General features: G+C 43.8%; 20 protein-coding genes. 9 read left to right on the top strand and 11 right to left on the bottom strand.

The window, feature by feature from the left end; translation table 11 throughout:
• Positions 1 to 99: 99 nt before the first annotated feature.
• Together NZ043_RS11010 and NZ043_RS11005 are read right to left on the bottom strand one after the other, a co-directional pair.
• The gene (locus NZ043_RS11010; RefSeq protein WP_091039262.1) at positions 100 to 756 is read right to left on the bottom strand and encodes an amino acid ABC transporter permease; all 657 of its coding nucleotides are present in this window, start codon (positions 754 to 756) and stop codon (positions 100 to 102) included.
• Between the two features lie 23 nt (positions 757 to 779).
• Positions 780 to 1601 (bottom strand): transporter substrate-binding domain-containing protein, encoded by an 822-nt coding sequence (locus NZ043_RS11005; RefSeq protein WP_091039264.1) that lies wholly within the window; start codon positions 1599 to 1601, stop codon positions 780 to 782.
• Between the two features lie 322 nt (positions 1602 to 1923).
• Here NZ043_RS11005 and NZ043_RS11000 point away from each other — a divergent pair, with 322 nt between their 5' ends.
• Complete coding sequence (locus NZ043_RS11000) at positions 1924 to 2568, top strand: GntR family transcriptional regulator (protein ID WP_036671927.1); 645 nt, start codon at positions 1924 to 1926, stop codon at positions 2566 to 2568.
• Between the two features lie 57 nt (positions 2569 to 2625).
• Here the strand turns inward: NZ043_RS11000 and NZ043_RS10995 are convergent, their stop codons facing one another.
• Entirely contained in the window at positions 2626 to 3360 is a 735-nt protein-coding gene (locus NZ043_RS10995) for a class I SAM-dependent methyltransferase (protein ID WP_339311783.1), read from the bottom strand.
• Between the two features lie 164 nt (positions 3361 to 3524).
• On the opposite strand from NZ043_RS10995, the gene NZ043_RS10990 reads away from it, so the two are divergent.
• Entirely contained in the window at positions 3525 to 3872 is a 348-nt protein-coding gene (locus tag NZ043_RS10990; protein ID WP_249913859.1) for a hypothetical protein, read from the top strand.
• 246 nt (positions 3873 to 4118) lie between these two features.
• On the opposite strand, the gene NZ043_RS10985 is transcribed toward NZ043_RS10990, so the two are convergent.
• The 4 genes from NZ043_RS10985 to NZ043_RS10970 all read right to left on the bottom strand — a co-directional run bounded on the left by NZ043_RS10985 (position 4119) and on the right by NZ043_RS10970 (position 6306).
• Entirely contained in the window at positions 4119 to 4346 is a 228-nt protein-coding gene (locus tag NZ043_RS10985; protein WP_017691121.1) for a cold-shock protein, read from the bottom strand.
• A gap of 188 nt (positions 4347 to 4534) precedes the next feature.
• The gene (locus tag NZ043_RS10980; RefSeq protein WP_024633772.1) at positions 4535 to 4735 is read right to left on the bottom strand and encodes a cold-shock protein; all 201 of its coding nucleotides are present in this window, start codon (positions 4733 to 4735) and stop codon (positions 4535 to 4537) included.
• A 395-nt stretch (positions 4736 to 5130) separates the two neighbouring features.
• Positions 5131 to 5367: a hypothetical protein gene (locus tag NZ043_RS10975; protein ID WP_339311780.1), complete on the bottom strand. Its 237-nt coding sequence runs from the start codon at positions 5365 to 5367 to the stop codon at positions 5131 to 5133.
• 150 nt (positions 5368 to 5517) lie between these two features.
• A complete protein-coding gene (locus tag NZ043_RS10970) occupies positions 5518 to 6306 on the bottom strand; it encodes a CPBP family intramembrane glutamic endopeptidase (RefSeq protein WP_339311778.1) in 789 nt (262 codons plus the stop codon).
• A gap of 306 nt (positions 6307 to 6612) precedes the next feature.
• On the opposite strand from NZ043_RS10970, the gene NZ043_RS10965 reads away from it, so the two are divergent.
• Positions 6613 to 7284 (top strand): phosphatase PAP2 family protein, encoded by a 672-nt coding sequence (locus NZ043_RS10965; protein ID WP_339311776.1) that lies wholly within the window; start codon positions 6613 to 6615, stop codon positions 7282 to 7284.
• A gap of 134 nt (positions 7285 to 7418) precedes the next feature.
• Here NZ043_RS10965 and NZ043_RS10960 read toward each other — a convergent pair whose 3' ends face one another.
• On the bottom strand, positions 7419 to 8198 hold the full coding sequence (locus NZ043_RS10960; protein ID WP_133387565.1) for an AraC family transcriptional regulator: 780 nt from the start codon (positions 8196 to 8198) through the stop codon (positions 7419 to 7421).
• A gap of 112 nt (positions 8199 to 8310) precedes the next feature.
• On the opposite strand from NZ043_RS10960, the gene pyk reads away from it, so the two are divergent.
• Entirely contained in the window at positions 8311 to 9726 is a 1416-nt protein-coding gene (gene pyk, locus NZ043_RS10955) for a pyruvate kinase (RefSeq protein WP_062838171.1), read from the top strand.
• A gap of 142 nt (positions 9727 to 9868) precedes the next feature.
• Here the strand turns inward: pyk and NZ043_RS10950 are convergent, their stop codons facing one another.
• Positions 9869 to 11398: a PAS domain-containing protein gene (locus tag NZ043_RS10950; protein ID WP_339311774.1), complete on the bottom strand. Its 1530-nt coding sequence runs from the start codon at positions 11396 to 11398 to the stop codon at positions 9869 to 9871.
• A gap of 176 nt (positions 11399 to 11574) precedes the next feature.
• A complete protein-coding gene (locus NZ043_RS10945) occupies positions 11575 to 12024 on the bottom strand; it encodes an SRPBCC family protein (protein ID WP_017691129.1) in 450 nt (149 codons plus the stop codon).
• Between the two features lie 257 nt (positions 12025 to 12281).
• Here NZ043_RS10945 and NZ043_RS10940 point away from each other — a divergent pair, with 257 nt between their 5' ends.
• Together NZ043_RS10940 and NZ043_RS10935 are read left to right on the top strand one after the other, a co-directional pair.
• Positions 12282 to 13019: a WecB/TagA/CpsF family glycosyltransferase gene (locus tag NZ043_RS10940; protein ID WP_249913854.1), complete on the top strand. Its 738-nt coding sequence runs from the start codon at positions 12282 to 12284 to the stop codon at positions 13017 to 13019.
• A 28-nt stretch (positions 13020 to 13047) separates the two neighbouring features.
• The gene (locus NZ043_RS10935; protein WP_133387568.1) at positions 13048 to 13887 is read left to right on the top strand and encodes a helix-turn-helix transcriptional regulator; all 840 of its coding nucleotides are present in this window, start codon (positions 13048 to 13050) and stop codon (positions 13885 to 13887) included.
• Positions 13888 to 13903: 16 nt separating this feature from the next.
• Here the strand turns inward: NZ043_RS10935 and NZ043_RS10930 are convergent, their stop codons facing one another.
• Positions 13904 to 14437, bottom strand: a complete 534-nt coding sequence (locus NZ043_RS10930; RefSeq protein WP_091039280.1) for an MOSC domain-containing protein — start codon at positions 14435 to 14437, stop codon at positions 13904 to 13906.
• Between the two features lie 266 nt (positions 14438 to 14703).
• On the opposite strand from NZ043_RS10930, the gene NZ043_RS10925 reads away from it, so the two are divergent.
• The 3 genes from NZ043_RS10925 to NZ043_RS10915 all read left to right on the top strand — a co-directional run bounded on the left by NZ043_RS10925 (position 14704) and on the right by NZ043_RS10915 (position 16600).
• Positions 14704 to 15060: a DUF1304 domain-containing protein gene (locus tag NZ043_RS10925; protein WP_036608019.1), complete on the top strand. Its 357-nt coding sequence runs from the start codon at positions 14704 to 14706 to the stop codon at positions 15058 to 15060.
• A gap of 117 nt (positions 15061 to 15177) precedes the next feature.
• A complete protein-coding gene (locus NZ043_RS10920) occupies positions 15178 to 15978 on the top strand; it encodes a DUF4261 domain-containing protein (protein WP_339311771.1) in 801 nt (266 codons plus the stop codon).
• 262 nt (positions 15979 to 16240) lie between these two features.
• Positions 16241 to 16600 (top strand): hypothetical protein, encoded by a 360-nt coding sequence (locus NZ043_RS10915; protein ID WP_091039283.1) that lies wholly within the window; start codon positions 16241 to 16243, stop codon positions 16598 to 16600.
• Positions 16601 to 16659 lie beyond the last annotated feature (59 nt).

Raw genomic sequence — 16659 nt, 5'->3', positions numbered from 1 at the left:
TAACAATGTATGCGATACCATCGCCATTTACGACTACATCCCGCCATTTCCACTCCAGCCTACTCCAAACCTTTCTCGAATCGAATCCTTTATCAATAGTTAGCGAGAAGTAGACAGTTTCCGTTCCAGCCAAGAGAGTAAATTAGCCAGTGTAAATGTGATTATAAAATAGAGGCCGGCGGCAACAAGCAGCGGAGCAAGCGGCTGGAACGTAACACCCTGAATTGTTCTGGCCGTGTATATAATCTCGGCTATGCCGATCATGGAGACAAGAGAAGAATCTTTAATGATAATAATGAATTCATTACCGATGGCTGGAAGCATGTTACGAAAAGCCTGCGGCAGTATAATATAGCGAAGTGTCATACCATGTGTCATACCAAGGGAGCGCGAAGCCTCTGTCTGTCCTTTATCAATCGCTTGAATCCCGGCCCTGAACACCTCCGCCATATAAGCCGAGCTATTCATCGTCAGAGCTACCACCCCCGACATAAATGCCGGCAAGTTCACACCTACAACCGTCAGACCATAATGAATAATAAGAATCTGTACCAGCATCGGTGTTCCTCGAATGAGTTCAATATACGCCGAAGCCACAAATTTAATTGGCCATATTCGGGATATTCGCATTAATGCCATGATCACACCAAGTAACGTACCAAACAATACACCGAAGAAGGAAAGTTCCAGCGTGACCCACGCACTTCGTGCATAATCCTGCCAATGTTCTAATAGAAAGGAAAAATCTAAATTCACGGCATATCCCTCACTCGTCCGGTTTATTCGCCGAGCATCTCATTCGCTTCAACGACGAACCGTTCAATATCTCCGTTCGTTTTGAGCTTTTCCAATGTAGTGTTGATCTGATCCAGCAGCTTCTGATTACCTTTCTTCACCGCGATGGCCGAACCACCCTCATCTTCAGCCTGTTCAATCTCTACATTCGCAACAACAAGCCCCTCTTGGTTCTTCACATACTGTTCAGCCACCGGCTTCTCCAGAATGAGTGCGTCTACACGCCCCGTCTGCAATTCCAGAATCAGCTCAGGTATTTTGGCCAGAGAAGTGAGCTTTGCTCCCTCTATTTCCTGAGCAATCCCTTCCTGGATGGAACTCTTTTGTACGCCAACCTGCTTGCCTGATAGATCATCTATGGACTTTAATGCCGTATCTTCCCCTTCTCTAACAAGTACAGCCTGCTCTGCATAATAGTAGATATGCGTAAAATCAACGTTCTTCTTTCGTTCCTCGGTAGGGGTTAAGCCTGATATTACAAAATCAACCTTATCTGTACCGAGGGCCATAAGAAGGCCATCAAAGTCCATGTCCTCAATCTTCAGCTCGGCTCCCAGATCAGCCGCAATTGCTTTCGCAATCTCGATGTCAAAACCTACAATGGTATCTTTACCATCGATTTTCTTATGAAATTCATAGGGTGCATAGTCCGCACTGGTTCCAAGTACAATTACTTCCTTTTCCGCAGAGCTACTGCCCGAAGACGAAGTAGCGTCTGATCCGGTCTCTGTCGTTTTTTCCTGCCCACATGCGGACATGAATACAACCACTAACAACAGCATCATTGGCAACAGTACTTTTTTCACACATCATACCCCTATTCTTTTTTTGAATGAGTAGCACAATAATTTGTATACAATATACATAAGACAATATATGGACTTATATGTAAGTAATACTAACAAACATTCTGGTTTATCACAATCATTATTTAAACATTTATACGCTTTAATTCCATAAAATGTGCTATATATAACGCAGCATTTACATCGGCTGAAACATGAAGTTTGCTTGCCCAACTCCCCCCTCGGTGTTAAGATGATAAAAACTTGAAACTCCTGAACGGCGCGTACAGTACGGCCTTAAACCCATCTATTTATTCACTATACATAGAAAGGAGGATTCGGTATGGAGGTACCCAAATACCGGTCCTTGAAAGATCACGTATACGATTACATTGCCCAGAAGATTCAGGACGGGACGTTACTTCCCAACCAGAAGATCAACGAGGCCGAAATATGCAAAAAGCTGGACATCAGTCGCACGCCTACTCGGGAGGCCCTTTTCCAGCTGGCTTCAGACAATCTGCTGCAATACATCCCACGCAGGGGATTTATAGTCACTCCTTTTGATGCAGGCAAAAAACTGGAGTTCTCCCAAGCGATCGGTGTGCTGGAGGCACTTGCCGCTACACTTGCAGCAGACCATCTCAGACCATCTGAACTTTTGGAGATGGAAACTCTCGTTGTTCGAATGGACGAAGATATTAGCCAGCTTGATCTTGCTGCCTACAACAAGAACCAATATCAGTTCCATAATCTATACATTCAGCGATGTGGTAACGCCACAGTCATTGAGATGTTAAACACATTGAAGAACAGTTTCATCCGGCAGTCGTATGTTAGTGATAATAAACCAAAGCTATCTGAGGTACTGCTCGAAGTTAATGAAGAGCACCGGCAAATTTTAAGTGCTTTTCGAGCCAAAGATAAGAACCAACTGGAAGCCCTGCTCAAACACCACTGGCGGATTATCGACAACGATATGCTGTAGTACCTTCTGTCGAAACAAAACAAGGACAACCCACACTAATGTGTGAGTTGTCTTTTCCTATTTTTCTTTTTTGACCTCCAACGGTGCCCTTGCTTCAAAAACAGCATACCCCAACTTTTTGCCGTATTTCGCGAGCAACCGATCATTGGTTTGACTCATTCGCTGCATACGTTCATCTTCAAACCAATTCAAATCGATCTCACGATGCGGATCATGGTCAACGCCCCATTTTCCCATGGATCGCGAATGTTCCTTGACCTCTACCTTGGTGAAACCACACTGCTTGAGGCGTTTTCTCCATGCTGTGGCCGTTACCAGAGTTCGTATACCGTAAAATTGCTTTAACCTGCGACACATCAATTCGGTCTTCTGGCCTGATAGAACCATCTCCCGATCCACCAAAAGTCCAGCAGGCTTCAACACTCTTCTATACTCAGTTAGTGCACTCCGCCATGGGGTGAAGATCGTAACCGACTCCACGAATACCATATCAAAATGATTTTCCGGGAAAGGCAACGATGCTACATCAGCCTGAACAAATCGAACATCCACCCGTTCTCGTCTTGCTCGCCGAACGGCCTTATCCAGCATCTGGCGATTAAGATCAATGGCCGTTACTTGATAACCCCTTTTAGCCAGGTAACACGCAGTCCTCCCAGTGCCACACCCTATCTCAAGGATATGACTATCCACAGGCAGAGATAAACTCTCTAGCAACTTCAGCGTTGCCAAAAATCCTCCGGGATGGGCACTCCCCTCCCCTAACCGAGCCAGCATGTCATGATAATCCACGCGACATCCCCTCCTCACTCCTCCCAGTGTATGGAATAAACTCAAAAACGGCTCCTCCCTATTCGATTTCCCGGGTACTCGTCCATACCAATTGGTCTTCTTTTTACTATGATATACAAACCGTTGAATTCAAGCGGCAACCGCATCTAATGAGGAGGATTTGCATGTACAGAATTAATCGGGTATGTGAAGAAACGGTTTCTCCGCACGTTGGACGTTCCGTTTGTCTCGTTATGAAAGACGGTAAGCATATGTATGGTACACTTAGTCAATGTCGTGATGGCAAAGTTTATTTGAACGGGTGTTTCGAGGGACCACGGTTGTGTTCAGTCAAGTCCAAACAGCAGCTGGTAAACAGCGGCAAGAAAAAAGCTGTTGCATCAAAGAAAGTTAAATCTTCAGCCTACGGTCGATATGGATATGGAGGATACGGTGGGGGTTACGGTTATGGAGCAGGAATTGATCTGGCTCTGGTAGCAACTCTGTTTTTGCTGCCATTCCTGTTCATTTAAAACTCAAATCTGATAGCGGTAAAATTGTAGTCATAATAAAGACCCTTTTGGCTTATAGCGAAAAGGGTCTTTATTTTTTTCATGTGATTCCCTTCATTTACATTATATTTTCTGTTAAAAAATGATACAAAAAAAGGCATTCGCTAAAACGAATGCCGGGAACTTCATATTTAATACCCTTACCTTCGCACAGGGTGTCAATTTGATCTTAAAAAAAAACACCTCGTTAGAGGCGGGTAAGCTATGTTAAATCCGATTTCCTTTAGGCATCGTTTTCAGATTACTATTCGAATTCTCAAGCAATGGTAGCATCCTAGTCGTGCTGACCATCTCAGAAGCACATATCGGACAAGTAGGTACGTTATCAAACGCAAAATTGTCCCGCATCCATCCTTTGCACGTATCACTCGTACATTCCCAGATTGCCGCATCAGCTTGTGGAATCTCTTCCAACGGTTTTTTGCGATTATACATGACTTCTACCCCCTTTGTTATGGAAAAACATCTAACCGACGTTATTTCACAGAAGCCTACACTTAGCGGAAGTTTCACGTCCCACCAGACCCCTGCCTCGACAACTAATGGGTCGACTTTTATATAACTGATCAAAAAAAAGAAGCTGCCTTTACCATTATAACATGTTAAAGGCAGCTATGCTTTAATTACAGTTTTACAACTTCTTCTGCTTGAGGACCACGGTTTCCTTGTACAATTTTAAATTGCACGCGTTGACCTTCGTCCAGCGTTTTGAAGCCTTCGCCTGTAATAGCGCTGAAGTGTACGAATACATCTTCTCCGCCTTCAACTTCGATGAAACCGAAGCCTTTATCAGCGTTGAACCATTTTACTGTTCCGTTTTGCATGTGAATTACACCTCCAAATAAAGATTAACATGTTCCTTTGTTCTTTGCAGCAAGCAAATAAAAATTCACACATTGAAAAAGGTACCAGTCATAAACCTATAAGTGATCGCCCTTTACAATATATGAATTAGGTTTTCCACTCTCTACAACTTGTTTTTATTATAACTCCAATTCAGCCAAAAAGCAAATCTTTGTATTTTCTTTTCAAACAGCTTTGGAAATACATGTTATTAACACGCGTGGGGCCAGGGTTTATCACACTTATGTGCCTGGTCGCTTGTGTACGGTCTTATGAAAGGATATGCAGATCTAATCCATCTTATACATTTTTTATATAATATTCTGACATGCATATCCAACACAACCAATGAATCATCTTACTCCAGTTTAACACACTATGTCCATGCCCACATAAATGCATCCCGATCCCAGGCGATCTGCCCACGATGAAGCTTTCGGAAAGCTTTCTTCACTTCTTTGGACAATGACGTATTGCCGTTCTCGTTCACAAAAACAAACTCTTCCCCAAATTGGGTCTTCACATATTCTATGGCAGCTTCCTGATGAAGTGTTCCTGTGAATTTAATCTCCTGTACCATCCATTCTGCTACACCTTGTGCTGTCTTCTCCACTATATCACCTACTGTCTAAACTTAATGTACGGATAGGCAGACCTCGTATCATGAACATATCTGTCTTCCCGCCAGACTGAAGTATACCATGATCAAACAGCTGACGGGAAACTGTATGATAACTACTTTCAAGCAATACCCGCAATACCCTTAATGAACAACCGTATTCGCTTGCTCACTCCCTTTGGATGGAATAGACGAATTTGTTCGAATGCTCCACACTAACCATGCACAGTTAGCAATCAGTACTGCCAGTATAAACAGATCGTAAGGAAGTGTACCTGTATCCTCCAGATCATTCCCTAAAAATTGAATCAGATTATGTATGAAATGAAACAATATAAGCGGTACGATATTTCCGTTCTTCAGCATCAATAACGCCAGTACAGCTCCCAGGAGCAGCGCATAGATCAATTGCATGATCGTATCCGTCATATCCTGACCAGACAATGCGTTCAACAGATGTGTAATCGAAAACAATATGCTTGAGGTCACAACTGCGGCCACTGCACTTTTTTGAAGCAAGGTCTTGAAAATAAGCCCACGATAGATCGTTTCCTCAACAAAAGCTACGAGCAAGGTAAAAAAGATGAAAAAGGCTAGCCGTGACAAGCTCAGCTCCTCAAATCCTTTCAGGGAAAGTGTACCCAGTACAAGGAGTAGTGGAATATAATACTTTGCGTGGCCAGCCGGGATACTTCGCAAAGATCGGAAGCCAGTCTCTCCCCACTTGCGTCTTAACGTCAGATAGATCATCAGAACAATTGCGATGGGTGTAAAGGAAATGAGTACAGGGGAAGTGTAGTCCAGTTGTTTTATCGTCGCAATGGCTCCTGCAGCAAATACGGCTAACAAGAGAAGTAGCTCAATAATCACAACGGTGAGCACAGGTTTGCGCTCGGAAAAGGAATGTTTTGGCTTGGATTGCGGATTAATCATACATTTCCCTACCTCGTTTCATTTACTTTTTTTCGTTGTCATATGAATTTATATGCCAATATAGTTGTATCACATCATCCGAATATTGAATATCCCTATTATGGATAAAACTATAAAAGTAACAAAAAAGAGACTTATCCTGACTTATTTTCCCCTAAAATCAGGTATGGCTTATACCTTTATCTGTCCATTATAGTATTACAAGAGTTCAATGCTGCAGGGGTGTCGCGACTCTCCAACGTCATATATCTATGAAGTACCCATTAACAATAGTTTTACAATGCATAATGAAATCAGGGGGATACTATGAAAGCATTCTTTCAGCGCTGGGGGCATTTACTGGCTATTCTGTGCATACCGCTCCAAGGCTCCATTTACGTATTTCTAGGTAGTAACACCGGAAGTGATGTCTTCTACAATTATGCCTGGATTGATACACAGATTCCTTTTCTCAAAGAATTTATTTATCCGTACATTAGCTGGATGCCCATTCTGTATCTTGGATTTCTCTATTTGGGTCTGACGAACAAGTCGCTATTCTGGCGTACGTTGATTACCTATAATGTTGGTGTCATGGCTGCCAATGTCTGTTTTGCGTTGTTCCCTACCCATGTCCCGCGTCCGGAAGTCGGCGGAACTGATCTGAGCAGCGTGTTAGTGCAGTTTATCTATACCAATGATGCGCCCTTCAACTGTTTCCCAAGTGTTCATGTTCTGACCAGCTATTTGCTGTTTATTGTGATTAACAGACACTTGAACTTTAGGCCTTTGGCACGGATTTCTTGGTCGGTATGGCTGTGGTTGATTATTGCTTCGACGGTGCTTGTAAAACAGCATTCCTTGCTGGACATCGCCGGCGGCATTTTGTTTGCTGAGGCCGCGTATTGGACTGTACATGTCTTTGCTCTTCGTCTTGGGCAGGCACGAAAAAAAAGCAAGCAGCCACTCACAGCTTCTAATCCAAGCAGTCATGTATAAAGACATTTATATATGTAACAGGTGGGATGATGATCCTGTTATACAGCAAAAGAGGGCATAGGCCCTCTTTTTTTGTACTCATTTAATTAAACCTACTTATATAGAAGAACTTTATTTGGGTTGGACTACGCGTTTCATGCTATAGGTGGCCGTTCATGAAGAAGGTCAGACGGTGGACTTCCGGTTATACGTTTGAATATGCGGTAAAAATAAGACAGATCCCGGTAGCCGAGAAATTCGGCAATTTCCTGGATGGAGAGTTGTGACTCAGTGAGCAAATATATGGCTCGTTTCATCCGTTGATCATGGACATATTGACTGATGGTCTGATTTGTCATGCTTTTGAATAATGCAGCAGCATAATTGGGAGTTTTATTGATCTCATCCCCGAGTTCTTCCTTCGTTACTTTCTCCCGATAATGCCGCTCAATATACCGCTTCATCCGTTCAACATGATTATGCCTCTCCGGCGGGATAACTCCACGATCAAGCTCCCTGTTCATATAAATCAACACTTCCATCAATAAGGCTTGGCTCATCATGACATAATAAGACGGACGCTCCTGCCATTGTTGATAAATAGCGCTCATGCGTTGATGGATCAGCTCGTAACATCCAGGTTTATGCCGCAAAGCCTCATACCGTTCCAGTGCAGGCAGAGTTTCCGTATGGTCGCGTTGCAGTTGAATTACAATCTGTGTGTGCGTTACTGTAGGAATACTCTTGCCGTAATATGGGGTACCACCTGGAATGAGGAGCAATTCACCCTTTTCCATGATCTGTTTATCCCCGTTCACCCAATATACACATTTTCCATAAGTAACCAAGCTAAGCCGCCAAGTTTCTTGAGATTGTACAGCTTTTTCGTACCAACCGACACCATTAATATGTCGTACTTCAAGTGGAGTGACCATAACACACCTCATTATCGGACTATACTCTAATCATTGTACTATAGTTCATACCCTGATTCGACAGAAAACGCTACAATACACATATAAGCTTAAATATGAGGAGGAAATTAGCATGTTAAAAACAAAAATTATTTGTACCATGGGACCTGCTTGTGACTCAATCGAATTGTTAAAAGTAATGATTCAGGAAGGTATGACCGTTGCCCGTCTGAACATGGCTCATGGCGAACTGGAAGATCACGTGACACGGATTAACAATATCCGTAAAGCAGCTTCCGAACTGAACACCTATGTACCGATCATGATGGACATCAAAGGGCCGGAAGTACGTATCGGTAAACTGAAAGAAGCATCCTGCCATCTGCAAGCCGGTAAAGAGCTGATCCTGACTACCGAAGAAATTCTTGGTGACGCTGAGCGTATCTCGGTAAACTATCCAGAACTGAACCTCGTTGTGAAACCTGGCGATCGTATCCTCATCGATGATGGCCTTGTGGATCTGACTGTACTGTCTGTGGAAGGATCCGATATCCATTGTAAAATCATCAGTGGCGGCATTCTGAAACCACGCAAAGGGGTTAACTTGCCAGGAATCAAAACGACATTGCCAGGTGTAACCGAGCGTGACGTTATGCACATCGGATTTGGGATCGAAAACGATATCGAAATTATCGCAGCATCCTTTGTTCGTAAAGGCGATGACATCCGTGAAATCCGCAGCATTTTGAAAGAACGCGGTGTAGACCACGTACAGATCATCTCCAAAATTGAAAACCAGGAAGGTATGACTAACCTGGACGATATTATTGAAGCATCTGACGGTATCATGGTAGCTCGTGGAGATCTCGGGGTTGAAGTACCCATCGAAGACGTGCCGATGATGCAAAAAGAAATGATCGATAAATGTAACCGCGCTGGTAAACCGGTTATCGTAGCTACACACATGCTGGAGTCCATGCAAGTGAACCCACGCCCTACTCGTTCCGAAGTTAGTGACGTGGCAAACGCTGTACTTCAAGGTGCTGACGTTGTGATGTTGTCCGGTGAATCAGCTGCTGGTAAATATCCGGTACAATCCGTGCGTACGATGGCTGCTGTTGCTCGCCGTGCTGAAACAATGATCGATTACAAAGAGCAATTCGCACAAAAATCGGCTCAACAAATCGCTGATATTACTGAAGTTATCAGTCAGGGCGCTGTAAGTTCTTCCCTCGTACTGAATGCAAAAGCAATCATCACTTCGACTGAGAGTGGATTCACAGCACGCATGATCTCCAAATATCGTCCAAAAGCGCCAATCATCGCAGTTACACAACATGAAGAAGTATTGGCGAAAATCTGCCTGCTCTCCGGTGTTATTCCGGTTATGGGCGACAAAGTAACGACAACGGATGAAATGTTCGAATCTGCTACGCGTAACGCAATCAAAACAGGTTACATTGAAAAAGGTGACATCATTGTATTGTCCGCTGGTGTTCCAATCGGTCAATCCGGTAATACAAACCTGATCAAAGTTCAACAAGTTTAATTCAATAGCTGAAACTGAAGCTATACATCTTAGTTATATATCGAAATACAAAAATCCACCGAGAGCAGAAATGCATCCCGGTGGATTTTTTGTTAGATGATGTGTGGCAATGATCGTGATGTTACAACAATCGGCTTCGAAATTATAGATTCCGCGAGTAATCAACCAGATCCTGTGACATGGTGTTGATCTCATCCATTGAAGCATTCACCTGCTGTGTCAGGGCAGCCTGATTTTGCGTTAACGTGGACATATTACCGATATGTTCAAGAATCTGATCAATCAGTGTTTTCATCTTCTGCATGCTATCTTCGATATTTACTGTGGCCTCCGAACTGTGATCAGCCAGTTTCCGCACTTCACCTGCAACGACGCCAAATCCCAGTCCCAGCTCTCCCGCTCGTGCAGCTTCAATTGCTGCATTCAACCCCAGCAGATTGGTCTGACTGGCAATCTCTCGAATAAACACCGTGATATTCTTCGTATCATCTGCACTGCTTTTCACTTGAATAGCTGCATCGGCAGATAACTCCTGAGCAGTAACCAGATCCTGTGCCTGATCAGTAATTGAGTTGATTCCACGTACCATCTCGCCAATGGACTCCGACAATTGTTTTGTTTTCAGATTCATGGCTTCCACGATCTGTTCCTTATTCTTCTCATGGGTGACATCCCGAATGGTTCCAGCTACACGGAGCGGTACTCCATCCTGATCCCTAATGGTCTCCCCACCCGCGTGATACCAACGGTACTCCCCATCTTTGCGCTGCAAACGATAATCCAGATCGTACGGTGTACGACCACTGTAATCGTTCATATGTCTGGCAAATTCGTTGATCGTCCGATCATGGTCTTCCGGATGAAGTCGGCTGCTCCAGCTGCTGAACACATTCGGGAAATCCTGCTCGTCTTTAAACCCTAATTCTCTACGGAACTGGGGTGACCACCAAAATTCGTTATTTGGATTAACCACATCTCCAGCCACAACGGTCATATCCCACGGTGCCTCCACCAAGGCGCGGTTAACCAGATCATATCGGGTGACGAGTGCTTCCAGCTCATCAGACTTGCTCTTCTCCTCATGAATATCAAACATGATGCCCAAAAGTTTGACCGGAACTCCAGCCTGATTTCGGATGACTTGTCCAAGGCATCGGAACCAGCGAATCTCTCCACTTTTTGTAATCATACGGCTGATGACGTTATAGGCAGTTGTTGCTCTTGTGTCATTCACATGTTTCATAATCTCCTGCACCAGTTGGGGTCTATCATCCGGATATATCGATTTGGCCCAGCTTGCAAATGAATCGGGATAATCCTTGGCATTATGGAATCCTAACATTTGGCGGAATTCATTCGAAAATGTGACGATATTATTGTTATCCAGTGGATCACCAGCAACAATTTCAGATTCCCATAATCCCACATTCATTGCCTGATTCAGCATTCTAAGGCGCATTTCCACGGCTTCGTTTTGTGCTTTCATCATATGTACTGCTTTTTTGATATTACTAGCTATTTCATCGGTATCCTGAAACTCAATGCCATCTTCGATCCATGCGTCATAGTCGCCCTTTTCTGTATTTGCTACCAGTTTACGACTATACTCCAGTAAATTCTGATGCGCATCTGTACGAAGGTGTTTGGTCGATTCAGTACGTTTACGAAACATGCTCATTTCTCCTCTTAGCTCATATGATATATATTTCGACATTATCAGACATTAAATGTAGAGCAATGGTTTTAATTTTGCATAAAAACAAGAACCAGCGCTGAATCAGCACTGGTTCTTATATTAAATGCCTTTATTTTTTATGAAAATAAATCTAAATGACTGCCTCTTACCAGCTACCATCCAAAATTCAGTGTTTTCCCAGTCTCCACCCAAGTTTTGATGCTGCTTAAAATCATCCACCAGCTACTCTGTGCATTCGCAATGGAAGGATGGTTATCTGTAAATTGATCATTAATCAGTGTCAGCTTCGTACACTCCCCCACAGTCTCCAACTGGAAGACCACTCTGGATTGAAGCTCGGCATGATTGGCATGGTATGACGGTCCGGGATGCTCCTGGTAACTAAGTCTGGACAACGGTTCAAATTCCAATATATCTCCATACACATGGACAGTCTCTGCACCATCATTGCCCGGCCCTACATAAGCAAACGGCTGACCTGGTTGGAAATTGGTACGAAGTTCGCTGCCGAAAAAGCTGTTCCGTGTGCCGTCTGGTGATATTAAAGCATTCCACACCTCTTCCAGTCCTGCGTTGATATAGAATTCATATTTCAGTTCCATGGACTCACTCCCTTTATGTATTGGATAAGCGATCTGCCAACCTCGCACTCCTATCCTATCGTTATACCCCAAAGGCCGTATTGTAAAAACGCGACATCAGGTAAAATATAAGCTCTTTATATTTTCGGGAATGTTATACCATGATCCAAACGGGTTGCGCCCATATAGTGCTTTCCTAGAAGATCAGATATACTAAACTGGAATGAAATAACAGGACTGTTCAAGGTGATAGGACGAAATTTGAAAGGAATTGAGATATGAGCCAATCAACGAATATTATGGGCATCCCTTTTCCCAATGTAACGATGAATCAAACTGTTGCAATCCTTGGTGAAGTCGTAGGTCAGGAAAGCAATGAACTATTCCATGTCATCACAGGTAACCCCGAGATTGTTATGTCCTGTCAAAAGAATGCCTCTCTTCGCAAAGTCGTCGATCAAGCCGGGTTGGTCACGGCTGACGGTGCCGGCATTGTGATGGTATCCCGTTTTCGGGGCGGACAATTAACTGAACGGGTAACGGGTTGTGATCTGCTGTTTCGTTTATTAGAGGAAGGCGATCAAAAACACTGGTCATTCTACATGCTGGGAGCAGAGGAAAGCGTAAGTGAACAGGCCGTGAAAGTTATTGCGCAACGTTATCCGGGAGTTGTTGTAAAAGGCAGACACCATGGTTATTTCCAGGTAGATGAGGAACAACAGATTGTGGAAGAGATTTGTACTGCTCAACCAGACTTTCTTATCGTGGCTCTTGGCGCACCCCATGCGGAACACTGGATTAACAAGTATCGCCACCAGTTGAACGCTCGTGTAGCCATAGGTGTTGGAGGCAGTCTCGATATCGTGGCAGGCAAAACCAAACGTGCCCCTGCGATATGGCAGAAGCTTAATCTGGAATGGCTCTATCGCCTCTTCAGTCAACCTTCGAGATGGCGCAGGCAACTCATTTTACCCCGTTTTGCTGTGCGGGCATTGTTGTTCAGAGAACCTAAATAATGTGAGATGAGCAGGAGGGATGACTCGAATGAAACAGGTAGAACAAGGAGACAGACCAAGTATGGGCCTGCTGGATCTTAATAAAGGTGATCATAAATATCAACTGACACGCCATGCTCCATCCGAAGCACTTCGCCCTTTTGTTAAACATTACTGGATCGTATCGTGGGATCTGACTGGACTTGAACCGTATCCCCAACATGTCGTGCCTAACCCCTGTGTCAATCTGGTTGTGGAACGGAATAATACGTTTTTCTTCGGACCATCGGGACGTAAATTCTCCTATCTTGTGAGCGGAAAAGGTCGTGTATTTGGCGTGAAGTTCAGACCAGGAGGGTTTTATCCTTTCCTCCGGGTTCCTGTCTCTTCATTGTACGGACAGCCGATGAATGTATCCAATATTCTTGACGTCACAGGGGAATCCTTGGAAGACCGGCTTCTTGGGGCGGGAGATGATGCGGATAAAACCAGTTACATTGACCAGCTATTATGTGCACACCTTCCTGCTGAAGATGATCAAGCGAGAATGGTAAACGATATTGTGCAACAGATTGAACAGAACCGGGAGATGCTGAGAGTAGATGATCTATCTTCCTATTGGAATATGCATACCCGAAAGCTTCAACGCCTGTTCAATCAGTATGTGGGCATCGGACCCAAAACCGTAATCAAGTTGTATCGTCTGCAAAATGCTGCAGAATGGATGGACCACGGTCTTCACTGTGACCTGATTAAGTTATCTCAGGATCTTGGATATCATGATCAATCCCATTTCATCCGAGATTTCAAGTCCATTATTGGCAGTACACCAGAGGAGTACTTACACTCTAAACATCCGAATGGTGAGCGCCGAGGGCTGATCAATTAGAAACCTGTCCTGAAAATCAGGACAGGCGAATGACTTCTATGGTATCCCCCGTATGGATTACACCCTCCCGTTCAACCGAGCATACAATCCCACGTTTTTTGCGAGCCGCAGGCACGAATTTTTTACGCAAACCGTCCTGTTCGTAGAATTGTTCAATCATTTTCCCCGGATGTACACAGGGAAGGTTCTCCCCTTCGCATATTAACCCTGTCCCGTTCGGAAATAGGAGCCGCGTTCCAGCAGGCAGTTCCGTCAATCGATCAATGCCACGGACCAGTATATTGGCACCAAGCCACTCTGGACGCACTTCAGGAATGTTCATTTTCTCAGCAATAAGAGCACATTCTTCCTCGGAAACAATACTGATCTGGCGGCGATTCGCAATCGGTGTACCACGCTTGTAGATTTTCTGACGCGAGTCCGCCGGACGAAGCAGACCATAATGACGGTCACCCGGAATTCCTGCAAGCTCAATGTCGATAAAAGGTACAACTCGGGTCACAAATGTGGATGGATCATCAGCCAACAAGACGAATTGAACCGTTCCCATAGTAATCTCCTCCCTTTCCTGAGCAATATCACTTCTTTATTGTTCATTATTACCCAATGAATGGATTGTCGACAATCGGCGTATGCTTACCTTTGTAACTATTTTTTAATTTCAACATCATAACTCAACTGGAAAACGATAAATAATTTTAATAATACACAATTAAATTGTTACAAATTAAATTTGCTCTTTCCGTTCTTGTTGCAAACATTTATACTAGGATGGACAAGTAAATAAATTACATATCAGAAAGCAAGGTGTTTCCTTTGATTAGTATCATTTTTGTAGCTCTTGTAGCTGTCGAACACTTCTATATTATGGTGATGGAGATGTTTATGTGGACTCGTCCACGCACAATGAAAACCTTTAATCTTACGCCGGAATTCGCCAAATCCACCAAATCTCTCGCGGCCAATCAAGGTCTTTACAATGGATTTCTTGCGGCAGGTCTGATCTGGGGACTCGTATATCCGGATGCTGCCGTTGGACAGCATATTCAGATTTTCTTCTTGGCGTGTGTGATTATCGCGGCTCTCTATGGAGGAGCGACTTCTTCACGGTCGATCATTATCAAACAAGGATTGCCTGCAATCATTGCATTGTTGCTGGTCCTGTTCCTCTAATTTCCTGTCGATAGGTGCATTGCTGCGATTCATGTTTAACTCCTTTATGGTAAGGTAGTGAATAGATAGCAGTGTACAATGACCAGAATCAATCTGGGATCGGGAGGAGAACATGTCATGGGATTGTTTGACAAGCTTCGGCGGCGCAAAAAGGAGAAGGTACCTGCAGGTGGTGCTGTCGAATCGACGAATTACAGTGAAACCATCGTGGGTTTTGTCCTGCTGGAGCATGACGATTGTGATTTTGACCTCTTCATCAGGAACATGAAGAACGAATGGGATATCGAGATTGAAGAACGCCCGGAGGAGGGCAATCTCTTTTTCGAAGTGAATGGGATGCAGGTGGTATGTGCTCACATTGCGGCGCCTGTACCCGACCGTGAAGTTGAGGAGAATGCCAAGTTAAACATCCTTTGGCGAGAAGCGGAGCAAGTTACCTCACGGCACCAGTCTCAGATTATTGTCTCTGTTCTGAACGCAACAAATGCTATTGAGGGACATGTTCTGTTCACTCAAACAGCGAGTGCCTTATTACAGTTGGATCACGCGCTGGCCATATACATGGCCCCACTTGTTGTTGAAGCCAGTCAATATGTCGAAACCAGCCGTGGGATCAAATATGATGAGTTGCCAGTCTCGCTCTGGATTTTCATCGGATTATTCCAAAATGCCGAAGGTGCCTCAGCTTACACTTACGGACTACGTAACTTTGGTAAAGAAGAGATGGAGATTATGCAATCGTCGGAATCCTTAAGCGATGTATTTGAGATGATGTTTATGACCACAACGTATGTGGTTGAAAACGACGTCACACTGCATGATGGGGAAACACTTGGTTTCTCGGCAGAACAAAAGCTGAGCATTTCCCTTTCCAAAGGTGTAGCAACGGAAGGTAACAGTTTGAAGATTGGATTCTAACTTAAGTAGTTATCTTAACTTTATCGTGTCACAGTTGTAGAAGCCGTCTGGAGTTCATACTCTGGGCGGCTTTTTAGCCATTCAACTTCCTTCCAATTGACGATATGATAACAATCCCTGAATTTAACTTCACTAGGAAAAAGTAGTCCATAAGAACCACTATATTGTGAATTCAGTTTTCATTCTCGCTATAAAAAGGTATAATTAATAGGCTTATAGTCTCATATATTACATATTATTTTATTATCGAGGAGTTGCCTACATGTCTGTTAGACGTTTGGATTCAACTAAACCTATTATTGAAATTATCTGGGAAGGTATTGTTTCTCCTGAACATGTCGAACAAGCGAATACAGAAATCCAGAGAATAGCGGAACAATTGGGAAATTCGTTTGATGTGCTCGTGGACATGAGAAATATGAAGGCATTCCCCCAGGATACAAAAGAAAAAATTGTGGAGCATCAGAAATTACTGACACAGTGGGGTATGAAGCGAGCCAGTGTAGCCGTAGGTGGTGCGATCGCCAAAATGCAATTGAATCGGATTTCCAAAGAATCGGCGCACCAGACTGAATTCCAATGGGAAACGTATGACGAGGCTTTGGCATTTTTGTTGAAATAATATTGAAGTGATACGGCGTAAGTATAAAAGAGAGCTACCGATGCTGTTCCTGGCAAAAA

Origin of the sequence: Paenibacillus sp. FSL k6-2145 (assembly GCF_037976585.1) — a bacterium.
Taxonomy (GTDB): Bacteria; Bacillota; Bacilli; order Paenibacillales; family Paenibacillaceae; genus Paenibacillus.
Note: the sequence above shows the minus strand (reverse complement) of the source record. Positions and strands in the feature narration are given on the sequence as shown.

Bases quoted from the DNA above. Each gene is read 5' to 3' on its own strand.
- NZ043_RS10915 (WP_091039283.1), top strand. From the start codon at position 16,241: ATGTCTGTTAGACGTTTGGATTCAACTAAACCTATTATTGAAATTATC.
- NZ043_RS10985 (WP_017691121.1), bottom strand. From the start codon at position 4,346: ATGTATAATCGCAAAAAACCGTTGGAAGAGATTCCACAAGCTGATGCG.
- NZ043_RS10935 (WP_133387568.1), top strand. From the start codon at position 13,048: ATGAAACAGGTAGAACAAGGAGACAGACCAAGTATGGGCCTGCTGGAT.
- NZ043_RS11000 (WP_036671927.1), top strand. From the start codon at position 1,924: ATGGAGGTACCCAAATACCGGTCCTTGAAAGATCACGTATACGATTAC.
- NZ043_RS10945 (WP_017691129.1), bottom strand. From the start codon at position 12,024: ATGGAACTGAAATATGAATTCTATATCAACGCAGGACTGGAAGAGGTG.
- pyk (WP_062838171.1), top strand. From the start codon at position 8,311: ATGTTAAAAACAAAAATTATTTGTACCATGGGACCTGCTTGTGACTCA.
- NZ043_RS10950 (WP_339311774.1), bottom strand. From the start codon at position 11,398: ATGTTTCGTAAACGTACTGAATCGACCAAACACCTTCGTACAGATGCG.
- NZ043_RS10980 (WP_024633772.1), bottom strand. From the start codon at position 4,735: ATGCAAAACGGAACAGTAAAATGGTTCAACGCTGATAAAGGCTTCGGT.
- NZ043_RS10965 (WP_339311776.1), top strand. From the start codon at position 6,613: ATGAAAGCATTCTTTCAGCGCTGGGGGCATTTACTGGCTATTCTGTGC.
- NZ043_RS10970 (WP_339311778.1), bottom strand. From the start codon at position 6,306: ATGATTAATCCGCAATCCAAGCCAAAACATTCCTTTTCCGAGCGCAAA.
- NZ043_RS10920 (WP_339311771.1), top strand. From the start codon at position 15,178: ATGGGATTGTTTGACAAGCTTCGGCGGCGCAAAAAGGAGAAGGTACCT.
- NZ043_RS10940 (WP_249913854.1), top strand. From the start codon at position 12,282: ATGAGCCAATCAACGAATATTATGGGCATCCCTTTTCCCAATGTAACG.
- NZ043_RS10990 (WP_249913859.1), top strand. From the start codon at position 3,525: ATGTACAGAATTAATCGGGTATGTGAAGAAACGGTTTCTCCGCACGTT.
- NZ043_RS10960 (WP_133387565.1), bottom strand. From the start codon at position 8,198: ATGGTCACTCCACTTGAAGTACGACATATTAATGGTGTCGGTTGGTAC.
- NZ043_RS10930 (WP_091039280.1), bottom strand. From the start codon at position 14,437: ATGGGAACGGTTCAATTCGTCTTGTTGGCTGATGATCCATCCACATTT.